Origin of the sequence: Streptomyces sp. NPDC085596 (genome assembly GCF_044541565.1) — a bacterium.
GTDB lineage: Bacteria > Actinomycetota > Actinomycetes > Streptomycetales > Streptomycetaceae > Streptomyces.
Genome location: NZ_JBITTC010000007.1, coordinates 27,026 through 44,931, shown reverse-complemented (window position 1 = coordinate 44,931; position 17,906 = coordinate 27,026). Strand labels below are relative to the sequence as shown.

Genomic DNA, 17,906 nt, shown 5'->3' with positions numbered 1-17,906 from the left:
TTATGTTTGATTGTGTTGAGTGAGAGCGAGGAGTCCGGTGTGAAGAAGACCTCGACCCGGCTGGCCGACGGGCGTGAGCTGGTCTACTACGACCTGCGGGACGACACGGTCCGCGACGCCGTGGACCGGCGGCCGCTGGACCCCACGGTCACCGTCTCCGAGATCCGCCGGGACCCGCTGCTCGGCGACTCGGTCGCCGTCGCTTCCCACCGTCAGGGCCGCCCGTACCACCCCCCGGCCGACGAGTGCCCGCTCTGCCCGAGCCGGGACGGCCGGCTCAGCGAGATCCCGGACTCCACCTACGACGTGGTCGTCTTCGAGAACCGCTTCCCCTCCCTCGCCGGCGACTCCGGCCGCTGCGAGGTCGTCTGCTTCACCTCCGACCACGACGCGTCCTTCGCCTCCCTCACCGACGAGCAGGCCCGGCTGGTGCTGGAGGCGTGGACCGACCGCACCGCCCAGCTGTCGCATCTGCCCTCCGTCAAGCAGGTCTTCTGTTTCGAGAACCGGGGCGCCGAGATCGGGGTGACGCTGGGTCACCCCCACGGCCAGATCTACGCCTACCCGTTCATCACCCCCCGCACCGCGCTGATGCTCCGCTCGCTCGCCGAACACAAGGCCGAGACGGACGGGGAGAACCTCTTCGACGCCGTCCTGGAGCGGGAACTCGCCGGTGACCGGGTCGTCCTGGAGAGTGAACACTGGGCGGCCTTCGTCCCCTTCGCCGCGCACTGGCCCTACGAGGTCCACCTCTACCCCAAGCGCCGGGTGCCCGACCTGCTCGCCCTCGACGAGGCCGCGCGCACAGAGTTTCCCCAGGTCTACCTGGAACTCTTGAGGCGCTTCGACCGGATCTTCGGGCGGCCGGAGGGTGGGGGGAGTGCCGAGGGCGAACCGCCGACGCCGTACATCGCGGCCTGGCACCAGGCGCCGTTCGGTGAACTCCCCGGCTTCGACGGGGTGACGCGGGACGACTTCGCGCTCCACCTGGAGCTTTTCACCATCCGCCGCACTTCCGGCAAGCTGAAGTTCCTCGCGGGTTCCGAATCCGGCATGAACGTCTTCATCAACGACGTGCCGCCGGAGCACGCGGCCGAGCGACTGCGAGAGGTAGCGAGTTCATGAAGTACCTGGTGACGGGTGGCGCGGGTTATGTCGGCAGCGTTGTCGCCCAGCATCTGCTGGAGGCGGGGCACGAGGTCACCGTCCTCGACAATCTCTCCACCGGCTTCCGCGCGGGCGTGCCCGCCGGTGCCGCCTTCGTCGAGGGCGACATCCGCGACGCCGCGAAGTGGCTCGACCCCTCCTACGACGCGGTGCTGCACTTCGCGGCCTTCTCGCAGGTCGGCGAGTCGGTGGTGAAGCCCGAGAAGTACTGGGAGAACAACGTCGGCGGCACCATGGCCCTGCTCGCCGCCATGCGCGAGGCGGGCGTGAACCGGCTGGTCTTCTCCTCCACCGCCGCCACCTACGGCGAGCCCGAGGAGGTCCCTATCCCGGAGTCCGCCCCGACCCGGCCCACCAACCCCTACGGCGCCTCCAAGCTGGCCGTCGACCACATGATCACCAGCGAGGCGCACGCCCACGGCCTGGCCGCGGTCTCCCTGCGCTACTTCAACGTGGCCGGCGCCTACGGCCCCTACGGTGAGCGCCACGACCCCGAGTCCCACCTGATCCCCCTCGTCCTCCAGGTCGCCCAGGGCCGCCGCGACGCCATCTCCGTCTACGGCGACGACTACCCGACCCCCGACGGCACCTGCGTACGCGACTACATCCACGTCGCCGACCTCGCCGACGCCCATCTGCTCGCCCTCGCCGCCGCCCGGTCCGGCGAGCACCTGATCTGCAACCTCGGCAACGGCAACGGCTTCTCCGTCCGTGAGGTCGTCGAGACCGCCCGCGAGGTCACCGGCCACCCCATCCCCGAGGTCACCGCCCCCCGCCGGGCCGGCGACCCGGCGGTCCTGGTGGCGTCGGCGGACACCGCACGCGACACACTGGGGTGGAACCCGTCCCGCGCGGACCTCGCCGGGATCATCGCGGACGCCTGGGAGTTCGCGCGCGACACGCAGAGGGAGCACTAGTGGGGGCACAGCAGGTCCGGGAACGCTTCACCGAGCTGTACGGAGCCGAACCGGAAGGGGTGTGGGCGGCGCCGGGCCGGGTCAACCTGATCGGCGAACACACCGACTACAACGACGGCTTCGTCATGCCGTTCGCACTGCCGCACCGGGTCACCGCGGCCGTCTCCCGCCGCACCGACGGCCGTCTGCGGCTGCACTCGGCCGACATCGGGGGCGAGGTCGTCGAACTCGCCCTGGACGGACTGGCGCCGGGCACCGACGACGACTGGACGGCGTACCCGGCGGGCGTGGTCTGGGCGCTGCGCGAGGCCGGGCACCCGGTCACCGGCGCCGACGTCCACCTCGCCTCCACCGTGCCGACCGGCGCCGGCCTGTCGTCCTCCGCCGCGCTGGAGGTCGTCATCGCGCTCGCGCTGGACGACCTGTTCGGCCTGGACCTGCCGCGCTGGAAGCTGGCCCGGCTGTGCCAGCGCGCGGAGAACGTCTACGTCGGCGCGCCCACCGGCATCATGGACCAGACCGCCTCGGCCTGCTGCGAGGAGGGCCACGCCCTCTTCCTCGACACCCGCGACCTGTCCCAGCGGCAGATCCCGTTCGACCTGGCCGCCGAGGGCCTGCGCCTGCTGGTGGTCGACACCCAGGTCAAGCACGCCCACAGCGGCGGCGAGTACGGCAAGCGCCGGGCCGGCTGCGAGCAGGGCGCCGCCCTGCTCGGCGTCGACGCGCTGCGCGACGTGGCGTACGACGAGCTGGACGCGGCGCTGGAGCGGCTCGGAACCGAAGAGGGCGCGGCGGACGCGGTGGACGCGGCGGAGGTGCGCCGCCTGGTGCGGCACATCGTCACCGAGAACCGCCGGGTCGAGCGGGTGGTGGAGCTGCTGACCTCCGGCGACGTCCGGGCCATCGGGCCGGTCCTCACCGACGGCCACGCCTCGCTGCGCGACGACTTCCGCATCTCCTGCCCGGAGCTGGACCTCGTGGTCGACACCGCGCTGGCGGCGGGCGCGCTCGGCGCCCGGATGACCGGCGGCGGCTTCGGCGGCTCCGCGATCGCGCTGGTCGAGGTGTCCGCGGTGGACACCCTCACCAAGGCGGTCGAGGAGGCGTTCGCGGCGGCCGGGTACACCGCCCCGCGTGTGTTCGAGGCGGTGCCCTCGCCCGGCGCCCGCCGTCTCGGCTGAGCCCTCGGGCCCCGTCAGCCGAGCGGCTTGGTCAGGGTGAACTCCGTGATCCCCGGCGGATAGTCGGGGATCACGGACACCACGTCGTAGCCACGGTCCCGGTAGAACGCCGGGGCCTGGAAGTCCCAGGTCTCCACGCGGGCCCGCGCGCAGCCACGGTCGGTGTGCGCCGTGCGCTCCGCCTCTCTCAGCAGCCGGGAACCTATCCCGGCGCCCCGGTGCCGGTCGTCCACCCACAGATAGGTGACGTGCAGCCAGCCCGCCCAGGTGTGCCCGACCAGCCCCCCGGCCAGTTCGCCCGCCGCGTCCAGCGCCCACACATGCAGCGGCGTCTGCCGCTCGCCCGGCGAACCGCGCAGCGCGGCCAGTACCGGGGAGGCCGCCGTGTTGGTGTCCCGCAGCCGCGCGCGCAGCAGATCACGTCGGCCTTTGTCGACTTCCGCCTCGATACGAAACATGCGCCACACCATAAACGCGGCGCCCGGCAAGTTCCGTCAATCGGCTGCCCCCGACGGCACCCGCCCGTACGCTGAGAAGCGGTACCGGCGGGGGGCCGGTGCCTCATCAGGGGGCGAGACAGGCGGGTACGGCGACCGCGGTGGGGGTAGCAGTTTCCGCGACGGCGGCGGCCGCGCGGTTCACCTCGCTGCCGCGGGTGCCGTGCCCGTGAGCCGTCGTCGTTCTCCGTACCTGGGGTGACCCCTGCTCCGTGCGGAGCCTGGGGATAGGGGGTTTCGTGGTTCGCATCCGAGTCCTGGTCGTGGACGACCACCGCATCTTCGCCGAGTCACTGGCGGCGGCGCTCGCCGCCGAGCCCGATGTGGACGTCTCCGCCGCGGGCAGCGGCCCGGCCGCGCTGCGCTGCCTGGAGCGCGCCGCCACCGAGGGCCGCCGTTACGACGTACTGCTCGTCGACGCCGACCTCGGCCATGCGCTCCCCGGCGGCCGGCCGGCCGTACCGGTGCAGGCGGGCGACGCGGAGGGCCTGGTCGACGGGATCTCGCTGGTCGCCGGGGTGCGCTCGGCGCAGGCCGGGGTGCGCACGGTGGTCCTCGCGGAGAAGGACGACCCCCGCCGGGCCGCTCTCGCGCTCCAGGCCGGGGCCTGCGGCTGGGTCGCCAAGGACTGCTCGCTGTCCCGGCTGCTCACCGTGATCCGGGGCGTGCTGCGGGACGAGACGCATCTGCCGGCCGCGCTGCTCACCGGCGTGCTCAAGGAGCTGACGGCGGCGCGCAAGCACCGCAGCGAGAGCGAGCGGCTGGTGCAGTCGCTGACCCCGCGCGAGCGGGAGGTGCTGCGCTGCATGGTCGCCGGGCTGGGCCGCAAGGCGGTCGCGGAGCGGCTGTTCCTCTCCCCGCACACCGTGCGCACCCATATGCAGAACGTGCTGGGCAAGCTCGGCGTGCACTCCACGCTGGCCGCCGTGGCGCTGGCCCGCCGGGCCGGGGTGGGCCCGGTCGACCTAACCGGGGACGTTGTCGAACGGGGCGGTCAACTGGCGTAGCAGCCCGGCGAGTTCGCCGCGCTGGGCGTGGGACAGCTCGCCGAGGATGGCCCGCTCCTGGGCCAGCAGGCCCGCCAGTGCCTCGTCCGCGCGGTCCCGGCCGGTGTCGGTCAGCCGCACCAGCACACCGCGCCGGTCGCTGGGGTCGGGCAGCCGCTCCACCAGGCCCTTCTTGGCCAGCCGGTCGATCCGGTTGGTCATCGTGCCCGAGGTGACCAGCGTCTGGGTGAGCAGCTGTCCGGGGGAGAGCTGGTACGGGGTGCCGGCGCGGCGCAGCGCGGTCAGCACGTCGAACTCCCAGGGTTCGAGCTGGTGCTCGGAGAAGGCGAGCCGGCGCGCGCGGTCCAGGTGCCGGGCCAGCCTGCTCACCCGGCTCAGCACTTCCAGTGGTTCCACGTCGAGGTCCGGGCGCTCCCGGCGCCACGCTGCGACCAGCCGATCGACCTCGTCCTCCATGGAGATCAGTGTAGTGGTTGTGTCGACGTGAAGTCTCTTGAAGCTGAGTATCTTGACGTCGAGATACTTGCTCCGGGAAGGTGGGGAACATGACGACGACACCCTCCTGGGACCCTGCCCAGTACCTCCGTCACTCCGGCCACCGGCTGCGCCCCTTCGTGGACCTCCTGGGCCGTGTGCCCGCCCTGCCGTCCGAGCGGCCCCGGATCGCCGACCTCGGCTGCGGCCCCGGCAACGCCACCGCCCTGCTCCGCGAGCGCTGGCCCGCCGCGCGCGTCACCGGCTACGACAACTCGCCCGAGATGCTGGAGCGCGCCCGCGCGGAGCACTCCGGGCCGGACTTCGCCTTCGCCGACGCCCGCACCTGGACGCCCGAGGGCCCGCACGACCTGCTCTTCTCCAACGCCACCCTCCAGTGGGTGCCGGGCCATCTCGACCGGTTCGCGGACTGGATCGCCGCGCTGCAGCCGGGCGGGGTCTTCGCCTTCCAGGTGCCGGACAACACCGACGCCCCGCTGCACGCCCTGATGCGCGAACTGGCCGCCACGCCCCGCTGGGCGCCTCGCCTGACCGGCGTCCTGCGCGTCCCCGGCTCCGTCCACGCCCCCGGCGCCTACCTGGACCGCCTGGCCCGGCTGGGCTGTGCCACCGACGTCTGGCAGACCACGTACCAGCACGTTCTGACCGGCGAGGACCCGGTCCTGGACTGGGTCAAGGGCACCGGCCTCCGCCCCGCCCTGACCGCGCTGGCCGCCGACCCGGAAGCCAGGGACGCCTTCGTCACCGAGTACCGCGACCTCCTCCGTGAGGCGTACCCGACCGCCCCCTATGGCACGGTCCTGCCCTTCCGCCGCCTGTTCGCGGTCGCGGTCAAGGGGGCGTGAGCGGGCCTCAGCTCTTGCGGTGCCCTATCAGGCGGGGCTTCTGCTCCAGGCCGTCCAGGCCGTGCCAGGCGAGGTTGACCAGGTGGGCGGCGACCTCGGCCTTCTTCGGGCGGCGGACGTCCAGCCACCACTGGCCGGTCAGGGCGACCATGCCGACCAGGGCCTGGGCGTAGAGCGGGGCGAGCTTGGAGTCGAAGCCCCGGCTCTTGAACTCGCGGCCCAGGATGTCCTCCACCTGGGTGGCGATGTCCGAGATCAGCGAGGCGAAGGAACCCGTGGACTGCGGGATGGGGGAGTCCCGGACGAGGATGCGGAAACCGTCCGTGTACTCCTCGATGTAGTCCAGCAGCGCGAACGCGGCCTGCTCGCACAGCTCACGGGGGTGGCCGGCGGTGAGGGAGCCGGTGACCATGTCCAGCAGGCACCGCATCTCCCGGTCCACCACCACCGCGTACAGCCCCTCCTTGCCGCCGAAGTGCTCGTACACCACCGGTTTGGAGACCCCGGCTTTGGCCGCGATCTCCTCCACCGACGTGCCCTCGAAGCCCTTCGCCGCGAACAGGGTCCGACCGATCTCCAGCAGCTGCTGGCGGCGCTCCGCACCGGTCATACGGGTCCGGCGGGTCCGCCGCGTCTTGTCGTTGCTCGAGGTGCTGCTGGAGTCGGTGGCCACGGCGTCAATCATGCCGCCTTCGCGGCAGCCTTCCCGCGCCGGGAGGAACCGTCGCCGTCGGTGCGGCGCGAATCGATACGCGAGCGTGACGGCCAGCGCACGTCATAGGCCCAGCCGAGCTTCTCGAACCAGCGGATGATCCGCGCCGAGGAGTCGATCTGCCCGCGCTCCACACCGTGCCGCGCGCTGGTCGGGTCGGCGTGGTGCAGGTTGTGCCAGGACTCGCCGCAGGACAGCACCGCCAGCCACCACACGTTGCCCGAGCGGTCGCGCGACTTGAACGGGCGCTTGCCCACCGCGTGACAGATCGAGTTGATCGACCAGGTCACATGGTGCAGCAGCGCCACCCGGACGAGCGAGCCCCAGAAGAACCCGGTGAAGGCGCCCCACCAGGACATCGTCGCCAGCCCGCCGATCAGCGGGGGCAGCAGCAGCGAGACCAGGGTCCACAGCGCGAACTGGCGGGAGATCGCCCGCATGTCCGGGTCCTTGACCAGGTCCGGCGCGTACTTCTCCTGCGGGGTCTGCTCCTCGTCGAACATCCAGGCGATGTGGGCCCACCACAGGCCCTTCATCAGCGCGGGGAGCGTCTCGCCGAAGCGCCACGGCGAGTGGGGATCGCCCTCGGCGTCGGAGAACTTGTGGTGCCTGCGGTGGTCGGCCACCCAGCGCACCAGCGGCCCCTCCACCGCCATCGACCCCATGATCGCCAGCGCGATCCGCAGCGGCCGCTTCGCCTTGAAGGAGCCATGGGTGAAGTAGCGGTGGAAGCCGATCGTGATGCCGTGGCAGCCGAGGTAGTAGAAGAACACCAGCAGGCCCAGATCGAGCCAGCTCACCCCCCAGCCCCACACCAGCGGCACCGCCGCCAGCAGGGCCAGGAACGGCACGACGATGAACACGAGCAGCGCGATCTGCTCGATCGAGCGCTTCTGTTCGCCGCCCAGCGTGGCGGAGGCGCCGTCGGCCTGGACTTCGTCGATCACATCGGAACTACGGGAGGTCATGCGCGTCCCCTGTGGGGTCGAGGGCGGGGGTCGAGACGGTGCCGGACAGGTATGGAACGGACGGTACGTCCCTACGGTTCCGTAACCTACGGCGTCGTAAGTATGTCAGCGGTCAGGTCGGCGGCAAGAGCCCGAGATCCTGCGCGTCCGCCGGGACACCTATCCTGGGAACCGGTCGGACAGCGCGGTCCGCTCTGTTTACTTCCCGGACGTTCCGGCCGGTATGCGGCGTTTTGCCGTGTGATGGATGGGTGTCCGGGTTCCCTCCCGGATGAGCTTCAACACCGCAAGGAGCCGCACCTGTGAGCAGTGTCGACGACCAGGCCACCACCAACGGCCAAGCGCTGCGCGCCGACATCCGGCGCCTCGGCGACCTCCTGGGCGAGACCCTCGTCCGCCAGGAGGGCCCCGAGCTGCTGGAGCTGGTCGAGAAGGTCCGCCGTCTCACCCGCGAGGACGGCGAGGCCGCGGCCGAGCTGCTGCGCGGCACCGAGCTGGAGACCGCCGCCAAGCTGGTGCGCGCCTTCTCCACCTACTTCCACCTCGCCAACGTCACCGAGCAGGTGCACCGGGGCCGCGAGCTGCGCGCCCGCCGGGCCGCCGAGGGCGGTCTGCTCTCCCGCACCGCCGACCGGCTCAAGGACGCCGACCCCGAGCACCTGCGGGAGACGGTGCGCAATCTGAATGTGCGCCCGGTGTTCACCGCCCACCCCACCGAGGCCGCCCGCCGCTCGGTCCTCAACAAGCTCCGGCGGGTCGCCGAGCTGCTGGACACCCCTGTCCTCGACTCCGACCGCCGCCGCCACGACGTCCGGCTCGCCGAGAACATCGACCTCGTCTGGCAGACCGACGAACTGCGCGTGGTCCGCCCCGAGCCGACCGACGAGGCCCGCAACGCCATCTACTACCTGGACGAGCTGCACGCCGGCGCCGTCGGCGACGTGCTGGAGGACCTCACCGCCGAGCTGGAGCGGGCCGGCGTCACCCTGCCCGCCGACACCCGCCCGCTGACCTTCGGCACCTGGATCGGCGGCGACCGCGACGGCAACCCCAACGTCACCCCCCAGGTCACCTGGGACGTGCTGATCCTCCAGCACGAGCACGGCATCAACGACGCGCTGGAGATGATCGACCAGCTGCGCGGTCTGCTCTCCAACTCCATCCGCTACACCGGCGCCACCCAGGAACTCCTGGACTCCCTGGACGCCGACCTGGAGCGCCTGCCGGAGATCAGCCCCCGCTACAAGCGGCTCAACGCCGAGGAGCCCTACCGGCTCAAGGCCACCGCGATCCGCCAGAAGCTGGAGAACACCAAGCAGCGCCTGGCCCGCAACACCCCGCACGAGGACGGCCGGGACTACCTCGGCACCGCCGAGCTCCTCGCCGACCTGCGGATCATCCAGACCTCCCTGCGCGAGCACCGGGGCGCCCTGTTCGCCGACGGCCGCATCGACCGCGTCATCCGCACCCTGGGCGCCTTCGGCCTCCAGCTCGCCACCATGGACGTCCGCGAGCACGCCGACGCCCACCACCACGCCCTCGGCCTGCTCTTCGACCGGCTCGGCGAGGAGTCCTGGCGCTACGCCGACATGCCCCGCGAGTACCGCGCCAAGCTGCTCGCCAAGGAGCTGCGCTCCCGCCGCCCGCTCGCCCCGAGCCCGGCCCCGGTCGACGCGGCCGCCGCCAAGACCCTGGGCGTCTTCCAGACCGTCAAGCGGGCCCTTGAGGTCTTCGGGCCCGAGGTCATCGAGTCGTACATCATCTCCATGTGCCAGGGCGCCGACGACGTGTTCGCCGCGACCGTGCTGGCCCGCGAGGCCGGACTGCTCGACCTGCACGCCGGCTGGGCCAAGATCGGCATCGTGCCGCTGCTGGAGACCACCGACGAGCTGAAGGCCGCCGACACGATCCTGGAGGACATGCTCTCCGACCCGTCCTACCGGCGCCTGGTCGCGCTGCGCGGGGACGTCCAGGAGGTCATGCTCGGCTACTCCGACTCCTCCAAGTTCGGCGGCATCACCACCAGCCAGTGGGAGATCCACCGCGCCCAGCGCCGGCTGCGCGACGTCGCCCACCGCTACGGCGTCCGGCTGCGCCTCTTCCACGGCCGCGGCGGCACCGTCGGCCGCGGCGGCGGCCCCTCGCACGACGCGATCCTCGCCCAGCCCTGGGGCACCCTGGAGGGCGAGATCAAGGTGACCGAGCAGGGCGAGGTCATCTCCGACAAGTACCTGATCCCCTCCCTCGCGAGGGAGAACCTGGAGCTGACGGTCGCCGCCACCCTCCAGGCGTCCGCCCTGCACACCGCCCCCCGCCAGTCCGACGAGGCCCTCGCCCGCTGGGACGCGGCGATGGACGTCATCTCCGACGCCGCCCACACCGCCTACCGCCGGCTCGTCGAGGACCCCGACCTGCCCACGTACTTCCTCGCCTCCACACCGGTCGACCAGCTCGCCGACCTGCACCTGGGCTCGCGGCCCTCCCGCCGCCCCGGCTCGGGCGTCTCGCTCGACGGCCTGCGCGCCATCCCGTGGGTGTTCGGCTGGACCCAGTCCCGGCAGATCGTCCCCGGCTGGTTCGGCGTCGGCTCCGGCCTGAAGGCGCTGCGCGAGGCGGGCCTGCGGCAGGAAGGGGACACCGTGCTCAGCGAGATGCACGAACAGTGGCACTTCTTCCGGAACTTCATCTCCAACGTCGAGATGACCCTCGCCAAGACCGATCTGCGCATCGCCCAGCACTACGTCGACACCCTCGTCCCCGACGAGCTGAAGCACGTCTTCGACACCATCCGCGCCGAGCACGAGCTGACCGTCGCCGAGGTGCTGCGCATCACCGGCGAGAGCGAACTCCTGGACTCCCAGCCCGAGTTGCGACAGACCCTCGGCATCCGCGACGCCTACCTGGACCCGATCTCCTACCTCCAGGTCGCCCTGCTCAAGCGCCAGCGCGACGCGGCCGCCGCCGGCGAGGAACCCGACCCCACCCTCGGCCGCGCCCTGCTGCTCACCGTCAACGGTGTCGCGGCCGGACTGCGCAACACCGGCTGACCGGACGCGAGTACGGCGGTGCCCCCGGAACCTTCCCGGTTCCGGGGGCACCGCCGTGTCCGGCTCAGGACAGGACGAAGGCCGCCGTCAGCAGGGCCGCGCCCGCTCCCGCCAGCAGCCAGGCGAGGCGGGGCATGCGCATACCGCCCGCGACCACCACCGAGGCCAGCAGCAGCGCGCCGCCGAGCGGCAGCCAGGCCAGCAGGACACCCGCGATGCCCGCGCGTGCCGCGAGGTTCGTACCGGGTTCTATGACGACGTCGTAGCTGTGCCCCTCGCGCACCGCCACCGACCGGTCGATCTCCACCGACGGCCTCGCCCCGGCGCCCGGCGACAGCGGCACGAAGGTGCCGCCGCAGCGCTCCGGCAGACAGTCCGTCACCGTCAGCGTGCCGCGCTCGCGGCCCTTGGGGAGCATCGCGTGCTGGGCGGTGCCCCAGGACCCCCACACCCCGGCGAACAGGATCAGCGCGGCGAACGCGCCCGTGACCACGGTCCGCCCCCACCAGACGGCGGAGCCGGGGCGAGCGGAACTGGCGGAGGCAGGCATGGCCGGGATCATTGGCCATACCCCTACGGCGGGTCAACTCGGGGCGGGCGCCGGGCCCGAATCGCGTGCTTACCGGTCCCGGGCAGCAGGACGGAACCCGCACGAGAGGGCCGTTCAGAGGACAACTTGCCTAAGATGAAAGACAGGTGAACCCGCGCGGTACGAGGGACAATCGGGGGAGAGCGATGAGTGCGCTGCTGTTCGTCCATGGCACCGGGGTCCGGCAACCCGCGTACGGCGAGACGCTGGAACTGCTCCGCGCCAAGCTGGCCGAACTCGCCCCCGACGCCCAGGTGCACGACTGCTACTGGGGCGACACCTTCGGCGTCCCCGCCGACATCGGCGCCGCCGCCCTGCCCGGCGCCCCCGTCCCCGACATCCCCGTCCCCGACACCCCGGCCGCGGACCCCGCCCCGGCGGCGGAACTCACCCCCGAGGACCGCCAGGCCGTCGTCTGGGGCGCCCTCTACGACGACCCGCTCGCCGTACTCCGCCGCCCCGACGGCGACGGACCGGGCCTTGGCGCCCCCGCGTTCGGCGACCGCTCGGGGCCCGACGTCGAACACCGCGCCCGCGCACTGGCCGAGGACCCGCCCGAGCGGCTCGCCCGCCTCCTCGACGCCGCCGGGGTCCGCGCCGGCTTCCGGACCTCCCTGACCGCCGTCCTCGACAGCGAACCAGGCCGCGACGCCCTCACCCACGGCCTCGGACCCGGCGCGCTCCCCCAGGCCGTCGCCACCGCCACCGTCGCCCACCTCCTCGGCGGCGCCCTGCGCCGGGGCACACCCGTACTGTGGACCACCGCCCAGCGCGACGAGGCCGTACGCCTCGTCACCGGCGAACTCGGCGGCCAGGCACGGGGGATCGGGCTCGGCATGCTCGCGCTGCACGGCTGGGCCGCCCACCGCTTCGGCGTCATGCGGGCCGTGGAGAAACGGCGCGCCCGGCTCATGACCCGCATCCACCCGCAGGCCGGCGACATCCTCAAGTACCTCGCCCGGGGCGCCGCCCTGCGCACCCTCGTCAAGGACCGCGTCACCGCCGTCGCCCGCGACCACGGCCCGGTGACCCTCCTCGCGCACAGCCTCGGCGGCATCGCCGCCGTCGACCTGCTCGCCCAGGAGGAACTGCCCGGCGTACGCCACCTGGTCACCGTCGGCTCCCAGGCCGCCCACCTGCACGAGATCGGCGCCCTGCCCGGCCTCGACCCCGGCAAGCCGCTGCCCGAACACTTCCCGGCCTGGACCAACGTCTACGACGCCCGCGACCTGCTCGGCTTCCCCGCCGAACCCGTCTTCCCCACCCGCGTCACCGACCTCGAACTCAGCAGCGGCCAGCCCTTCCCCGCCGCCCACAGCGGCTACTTCCCCAACCCCGACGTCCACCGCCTGCTCGCCCGCCTCCTCGGGGCATGACCGGCGCCCTCGACGGCGTCGACCCGCGCTCCACGTACGCGATTCTCGTCGGCATCGAGAAATACGAGGACGACGCCTACCTGCCCACGCTGCACGAGAGCCCCGCCGCCGACGCCCTCGCCCACGCCACCTGGCTGCGCGCGAACGGCGTCCCCGCCGAACAGATCCGGCTGTGCCTGTCCGTGGAGGACGCCCGCCGGGAGAACGTCGAAGCCGAGGCCGCCACACTCGGCATCCAGGTGCGCGGCGCCACCCAGGCCGACATCTGGGCCGTCCTCGCCACCGAACTCCCCACCTGGAAGGGCGACCTGCTCTGGCTCGCCTGGAGCGGCCACGGCGCCCTCGACCCCGGCACCGGCGAGCAGTACCTCTTCTACGCCGACGCCGTCCGCTTCCGCGAGTACACCCTGTCCACCGAGAACCTCCAGGACACCCTGCTGCACAACCCCCTCTACGCCGGCATCCCCCGCACGGTCCTCCTGGCCGACGCCTGCCGCCAGTACCTGCCCGGCTTCGCCGGCGCCGGCGGCATCCGCTTCCCCGCCCCCACCCAGCACAGCGCCGGCTCCCAGCTGATGAGCCTGTACGCCACCCAGAACGGCGCCACCGCCTCCAACGGCCGCTCCGGCCGCGGCGGCGCCTTCACCAGCGCCCTCATCGCCGAACTCGCCGCTGCCCCCGCCTGGCCCCCCGACCCACAGACCCTGATCGAACCCGTCCGCGCCCGCCTCACCGCCGACCGCACCCGGCAGACCCCCTACCTCGACGCCCGCCACTGGAACGGCGACCGCCGCGACTGGGGCCGCACCACCCCACGCCACGCCGCCGTCCTCACCCACGACCAGGCCCTGCACCGCATCGGCCCCAAAGGCCGCTACCTCAGCGACGACCACCTCCCCTACGTCCCCCCGGAAGACCCCCGGCACCCCGCCGCCCCCGCCAACCTCCTCGACCGGCTCGCCGACCCGCCCACCACCGAGTTCGGCGAACCCGTACGCGGCGTCCTGCTCACCGCACCCTGGGGCGCCGGCAAGACCCGCACCTGCCTGGAGACCGCCGAACTCGCCCAGGAACAGGGCTGGCACGTCCTGCACATCGCCCAGCCCGAAGGCCGCACCGGCGCCACCCGCCTCCTCGTCGACGACCTCCTCCACGAGATCCGCGAAGACACCGAGGAAGACCCCGAACGCCGCTTCCTCCTCGTCTTCGACTACCTCGACAGCCAGCGCTACCTCGACCTGCGCGCCCTCGCCGAAGCCCTCGTCGCCGAAGACCCCGACGGCAGCCGCATCGCCTGCCTCGCCTCCGTACGCCCCGGCGCCCTCGACCTCGTCCACCAGCGCGGCTCCCAGGAACTCTTCGAGGAGATCCGGCTCGCCGATGACGACCCCGACCAACGCGCCGTCGCCGCCCGCATCTTCGAACGCGTCGCCCCCCGCGCCCTCGAAGCCTGGGGCCACACCCGCATGGCACGCGCCTGCGGCACCCGGCCCGTCCTCGCCCTGCTGCACGCCCTCGCCGTCGAGAAGAACCTCGAGAAACTCCTCGCCGAAGGCGACACCGCACCCGGCAACCAACGCCTCGAACCCACCGCCGCCCGCTCCGAGACCCTCCTGCGCTGGCTCCACCGCCGCACCGGAGAAGGACTCACCGCCGCCGACGACCCCAGGGAAGAGCGCGCCCTGCTGCTCGCCGTCACCGTCGCCGCCCTCGCCTGCACCCAGCCCCGCGACGCCGTCGAGACCGCCGTCGACCGCTGCCTGACCCGCACCGGCACCGACTTCGACGACGGCCAGAGCGTCGTCAACCGGCTCGTCGCCCTCGGCTGGCTGCTCCCCACCACCGACCTGCCGGACTCGGTGGAACTCATGCACGACATCGTCGCCGAGGCATTCCTCCAGCAGACCTGCCTGCCCCGCGCCGTCGCCCTGCACACCGCCCCACTGATCCAGCTCCTCGACACCTTCCTCGGCGACCTCCCCTCCTTCCGCCGCGCCGTGGAACACATCGGCCGCTGGGCCAAGGAACTCGAACCCGACCGGCAGCGCGAACTCGTCCGCGCCTGCGCCAACTGGACCGCCGACCGAGCCTTTGACCTCGTCGACATGCTCGTCACCGACCCCCAGGACGGCATGCGCGCCCTCACCGCCATGGTCTCCGACACCCCCTGGCGGCACGGCGTCATCGACGCCTGGGACACCGTCATCACCCCCTGGATGGAACGCGCCGACGACCCCGCCCTCGTCCGCACCTTCCTCACCGACGCCGTCCGCAACACCCGGCAGCCCCCCGACAGCCTCCTCGACTGCGCCCGCACCTGGCTCGGCCACCACATCACCACCGCACCGGACTCCCTCGCCCTCATCAACGTCCTCGCCCGCGTCCCCGACCTCCCCGACAGCCACCGCGCCGACCTCGACCGGCTCACCCACACCTGGCTCCGTGAACACGGCGACACCCCCGAAGCCCGCGACCGGCTGCGCACCCTGCTCCAGCACGACGGCCACAGCCCCACCGTCCGCGCCGCCGCCCAGCGCACCGCCATCGCCCTCGCCCACCGCCTGCGCGACGACCTCGACACCGGCGAACTCCTCACCGCCCTCACCCACACCACCGGCGCCGACGCCGAGGACTGGCCCGTCCTCACCGAATCCCTCCACGACTGGCTGCGCCGCCACACCACCCGCGAACGCGCCGCCTCCCTCTACGCCGCCGCCCTGCGCCACCCCCAACTCCCCGACAGCAAAGCCGAACACATCGCCAAACTCGGCATCCGCTGGCTCGGCGGCCACGGCCGCAAAACCGTCGCCGGACACCTCCTCACCGTCCTCCTCGACCGCCCCGGCATCCCCACCCGCCAGGTCGAAGACGCCACCCACCTCGCCCACACCTGGCTCCAGGACCACGGCACCCGCAAACGCGCCTCCTACGTCCTGGCCCGCCTCCTCAACCACGCCCGCACCGGCACCCCCGTCGCCCCCGCCCGCACCCTGACCCACACCCTGAACTGGCTCGACCGCTACGCCGACAGCACCGCCGCCGACTACGTCCTGCGCCTCGTCCTCCGCGTCCCGGCCACCGCCACCGCCGACCTGAGCGCCGACCTCGTCGCCGACCGCACCTTCGACCACGCCCTCACCTGGCTCGACCGCCACGGCGCCGGCTCCGCCGACACCCAGGTCCTCGTCTACCTCCTAGGCCGTGCCGCCGAACTGACGCCCCGCCGGCTCGACCGCGCCACCACCATGGCCCTGCGCCGACTGAAGCGCCCCCAGCCCGTCGAAACGGGCGACCGCTACCTGCTCCAGCACCTCCTCAAACGCGAAGAGCAGTTCCCCGACATCGAGGAACTGCTCCACACCACCGCCCTCACCTGGCTCGACCTCCACGGCCACGCCGCCGAAGCCGCCTACGTCCTGCCCTCACTCATGGGCCGCGCCCGCGCCCAGGACCGGCCCGACGACCTCGCCGCAGCCGTCGAACGCGTCCTGGACTGGCTCGAGATCCACCACACCATCGACACCGCCGGCCGCGTCCTGCGCGTCCTGCTCATGTGCCAGGGCGTCACCACCGCCACCCGCGACGCCGACACCGTCGCCCACCAGTCCTTCGAGCACACCCTCGCCTGGTACGACGCCCAAGACGTCCCCGAGGACACCGACGACCTCGCCCACCTGCTCAAACCCCTGCACAGCCTCGCCCCCCGCGCCGGCGAACTCACCCCCGGACAGGCCGAACGCGCCGCCCGCCACATCATCACCTGCTACCGCGGCCAGCACCGCGGACCCGACACCGAGGAATGGCGCTACGCCCTCGACGGCGCCCTGAAATTCCCGCCCCTGGAACCCGACACCGAGACCGGACTCGTCCGCACCGCGAAGAAATGGCTCGGCCACCGCCACGACCGCCTCGCCGTCACCGACACCTTCACCCTCGCCCCCCTGCTCAGCAGAGTCCGCGAAGCCCCCGAACCCGACGGCGCCATCCTCCGCATCACCCTCGGCTGGCTCAAACGCTTCGGCCACACCCCCGAAGCCACCTTCCTCCTGCACCACCTGCTGAAGACGGCCGCCCTGCCCCGCGACACCCTCGACACCGCCCTCGGCCACGCCGTGATCTGGCTGCGCGCCCACGGCACCAGCCCCGGCGCCTCCTACATCATCGCCCCCGTCCTCACCCACCTCACCGAACGCGGCGGCTCCGACCGGGGCACCGTCGACCGCGCCCTCGACTGGCTGCGCGCCCACCCCCGGCTCGACGAACACCCCCAGCTCGGCGAGAGCACCTGGCGGGTCCTCAGCACCCTCGCCGCCCACCCCGCCGCCACGCCCCACCACCCCGAACTGCGCGAACGCGCCCGCATCTGGACCGCCGCCCACCCCGACGCACCCGAGCGCAACGCCGAACTCGCCACCCTGCTCGGCCTCGAGAACGCCCCGGACGCTACGAGTTGTACGCCGACTGAGCCCGCTCCAGCCCCTCGATGACCAGACACTCCGCCGCGTCCGCCGCCCGGTCCACGAAGTAGCCCAGCTCCTTGCGCTCCGCCGACGCGAAGTCCTTCAGCACGAAGTCCGCCACCTGCATCCGCCCCGGCGGCCTGCCGATCCCGAACCGCACCCGGTGATAGTCGGCGCCCATCGCCTTCGTCATCGACTTCAGGCCGTTGTGCCCGTTGTCACCGCCGCCCAGCTTCAGCCGCAGCGCCCCGTAATCGATGTCCAGCTCGTCATGGACCGCCACCACCTGGGAGAGCGGCACCTTGTAGAAGTCCCGCAGCGCGTTCACCGGGCCGCCCGACAGATTCATGAACGACATCGGCTTCGCCAGGATCACCCGCCGGCCCGCCGGACCCACCGGACCGATCCGGCCCTCCAGCACCTGCGCCTGCGCCTTGCCCGCCCGCTTGAACTTCCCGCCGATCCGCTCCGCGAGCAGATCCACCGCCATGAAACCGACGTTGTGCCGGTTCATCGCGTACTCAGGCCCCGGATTACCGAGCCCGACCACCAGCCAAGGGGCGTTTTCGGGGGTGCTCACGACCACGTCTCCTCACGTGCGACAGCCGCCGCTCCCCTCCAGGGAAGCAGCGGCTGGAGCTCAAC

At 72.5% G+C, this 17,906-nt stretch carries 14 protein-coding genes; 8 read left to right on the top strand and 6 right to left on the bottom strand.

Annotated elements, in window-relative coordinates; all coding sequences use genetic code 11:
* Positions 1 to 39 precede the first annotated feature (39 nt).
* Genes galT through galK form a run of 3 tightly spaced genes read left to right on the top strand, consistent with a single transcriptional unit; the run spans position 40 to position 3,265 of the window.
* Entirely contained in the window at positions 40 to 1,125 is a 1,086-nt protein-coding gene (gene galT / locus ACIGA3_RS20905) for a galactose-1-phosphate uridylyltransferase (protein ID WP_399717711.1), read from the top strand.
* Positions 1,122 to 2,084 carry a UDP-glucose 4-epimerase GalE gene (gene galE, locus ACIGA3_RS20900; protein WP_399717709.1) on the top strand — a complete coding sequence of 321 codons (963 nt, stop codon included), beginning with the start codon at positions 1,122 to 1,124 and terminating at the stop codon, positions 2,082 to 2,084. The genes galT and galE overlap by 4 nt, the downstream gene beginning before the upstream one ends.
* Entirely contained in the window at positions 2,084 to 3,265 is a 1,182-nt protein-coding gene (gene galK, locus ACIGA3_RS20895; protein WP_399717706.1) for a galactokinase, read from the top strand. The genes galE and galK overlap by 1 nt, the downstream gene beginning before the upstream one ends.
* Before the next feature lie 14 nt (positions 3,266 to 3,279).
* Here galK and ACIGA3_RS20890 read toward each other — a convergent pair whose 3' ends face one another.
* Positions 3,280 to 3,735 (bottom strand): GNAT family N-acetyltransferase, encoded by a 456-nt coding sequence (locus tag ACIGA3_RS20890; protein WP_399717705.1) that lies wholly within the window; start codon positions 3,733 to 3,735, stop codon positions 3,280 to 3,282.
* 266 nt (positions 3,736 to 4,001) lie between these two features.
* Between ACIGA3_RS20890 and ACIGA3_RS20885 the strand changes: the two genes are divergently transcribed.
* Complete coding sequence (locus ACIGA3_RS20885) at positions 4,002 to 4,769, top strand: LuxR C-terminal-related transcriptional regulator (protein WP_399717703.1); 768 nt, start codon at positions 4,002 to 4,004, stop codon at positions 4,767 to 4,769.
* Here the strand turns inward: ACIGA3_RS20885 and tamR are convergent.
* Positions 4,728 to 5,225, bottom strand: a complete 498-nt coding sequence (gene tamR, locus ACIGA3_RS20880) for a MarR family transcriptional regulator TamR (RefSeq protein ID WP_389004916.1) — start codon at positions 5,223 to 5,225, stop codon at positions 4,728 to 4,730. The two genes, ACIGA3_RS20885 and tamR, sit on opposite strands and share 42 nt — an antisense overlap.
* An 89-nt stretch (positions 5,226 to 5,314) precedes the next feature.
* On the opposite strand from tamR, the gene ACIGA3_RS20875 reads away from it, so the two are divergent.
* Positions 5,315 to 6,109 (top strand): trans-aconitate 2-methyltransferase, encoded by a 795-nt coding sequence (locus ACIGA3_RS20875; RefSeq protein WP_399717701.1) that lies wholly within the window; start codon positions 5,315 to 5,317, stop codon positions 6,107 to 6,109.
* Positions 6,110 to 6,116: 7 nt separating this feature from the next.
* Here ACIGA3_RS20875 and ACIGA3_RS20870 read toward each other — a convergent pair whose 3' ends face one another.
* Together ACIGA3_RS20870 and ACIGA3_RS20865 are read right to left on the bottom strand one after the other, a co-directional pair.
* Positions 6,117 to 6,794: a TetR family transcriptional regulator gene (locus tag ACIGA3_RS20870; RefSeq protein WP_399717698.1), complete on the bottom strand. Its 678-nt coding sequence runs from the start codon at positions 6,792 to 6,794 to the stop codon at positions 6,117 to 6,119.
* Positions 6,791 to 7,789, bottom strand: coding sequence for an acyl-CoA desaturase (locus ACIGA3_RS20865; protein ID WP_399717695.1), 999 nt, complete (start codon positions 7,787 to 7,789; stop codon positions 6,791 to 6,793). The genes ACIGA3_RS20870 and ACIGA3_RS20865 overlap by 4 nt, the downstream gene beginning before the upstream one ends.
* Before the next feature lie 302 nt (positions 7,790 to 8,091).
* Here ACIGA3_RS20865 and ppc point away from each other — a divergent pair, with 302 nt between their 5' ends.
* Positions 8,092 to 10,836, top strand: coding sequence for a phosphoenolpyruvate carboxylase (gene ppc / locus ACIGA3_RS20860; RefSeq protein WP_399717692.1), 2,745 nt, complete (start codon positions 8,092 to 8,094; stop codon positions 10,834 to 10,836).
* A 64-nt stretch (positions 10,837 to 10,900) separates the two neighbouring features.
* On the opposite strand, the gene ACIGA3_RS20855 is transcribed toward ppc, so the two are convergent.
* Positions 10,901 to 11,398, bottom strand: coding sequence for a hypothetical protein (locus tag ACIGA3_RS20855; RefSeq protein ID WP_399717689.1), 498 nt, complete (start codon positions 11,396 to 11,398; stop codon positions 10,901 to 10,903).
* Between the two features lie 173 nt (positions 11,399 to 11,571).
* On the opposite strand from ACIGA3_RS20855, the gene ACIGA3_RS20850 reads away from it, so the two are divergent.
* Both ACIGA3_RS20850 and ACIGA3_RS20845 read left to right on the top strand, forming a co-directional pair.
* Positions 11,572 to 12,801, top strand: a complete 1,230-nt coding sequence (locus tag ACIGA3_RS20850; protein WP_399717687.1) for a hypothetical protein — start codon at positions 11,572 to 11,574, stop codon at positions 12,799 to 12,801.
* Positions 12,798 to 17,288, top strand: a complete 4,491-nt coding sequence (locus ACIGA3_RS20845; protein WP_399717684.1) for a hypothetical protein — start codon at positions 12,798 to 12,800, stop codon at positions 17,286 to 17,288. The genes ACIGA3_RS20850 and ACIGA3_RS20845 overlap by 4 nt, the downstream gene beginning before the upstream one ends.
* Here ACIGA3_RS20845 and pth read toward each other — a convergent pair.
* Positions 17,245 to 17,847 (bottom strand): aminoacyl-tRNA hydrolase, encoded by a 603-nt coding sequence (gene pth, locus ACIGA3_RS20840; RefSeq protein ID WP_399717682.1) that lies wholly within the window; start codon positions 17,845 to 17,847, stop codon positions 17,245 to 17,247. The two genes, ACIGA3_RS20845 and pth, sit on opposite strands and share 44 nt — an antisense overlap.
* Positions 17,848 to 17,906: the final 59 nt, after the last annotated feature.

Excerpts from the sequence above, each read along its gene's own strand:
- ACIGA3_RS20875 (WP_399717701.1), top strand. The coding sequence starts at position 5,315 with ATGACGACGACACCCTCCTGGGACCCTGCCCAGTACCTCCGTCACTCC.
- ACIGA3_RS20890 (WP_399717705.1), bottom strand. The coding sequence starts at position 3,735 with ATGGTGTGGCGCATGTTTCGTATCGAGGCGGAAGTCGACAAAGGCCGA.
- ACIGA3_RS20855 (WP_399717689.1), bottom strand. The coding sequence starts at position 11,398 with ATGATCCCGGCCATGCCTGCCTCCGCCAGTTCCGCTCGCCCCGGCTCC.
- ACIGA3_RS20850 (WP_399717687.1), top strand. The coding sequence starts at position 11,572 with ATGAGTGCGCTGCTGTTCGTCCATGGCACCGGGGTCCGGCAACCCGCG.
- ACIGA3_RS20865 (WP_399717695.1), bottom strand. The coding sequence starts at position 7,789 with ATGACCTCCCGTAGTTCCGATGTGATCGACGAAGTCCAGGCCGACGGC.
- ACIGA3_RS20870 (WP_399717698.1), bottom strand. The coding sequence starts at position 6,794 with ATGATTGACGCCGTGGCCACCGACTCCAGCAGCACCTCGAGCAACGAC.
- ACIGA3_RS20845 (WP_399717684.1), top strand. The coding sequence starts at position 12,798 with ATGACCGGCGCCCTCGACGGCGTCGACCCGCGCTCCACGTACGCGATT.
- tamR (WP_389004916.1), bottom strand. The coding sequence starts at position 5,225 with ATGGAGGACGAGGTCGATCGGCTGGTCGCAGCGTGGCGCCGGGAGCGC.
- galE (WP_399717709.1), top strand. The coding sequence starts at position 1,122 with ATGAAGTACCTGGTGACGGGTGGCGCGGGTTATGTCGGCAGCGTTGTC.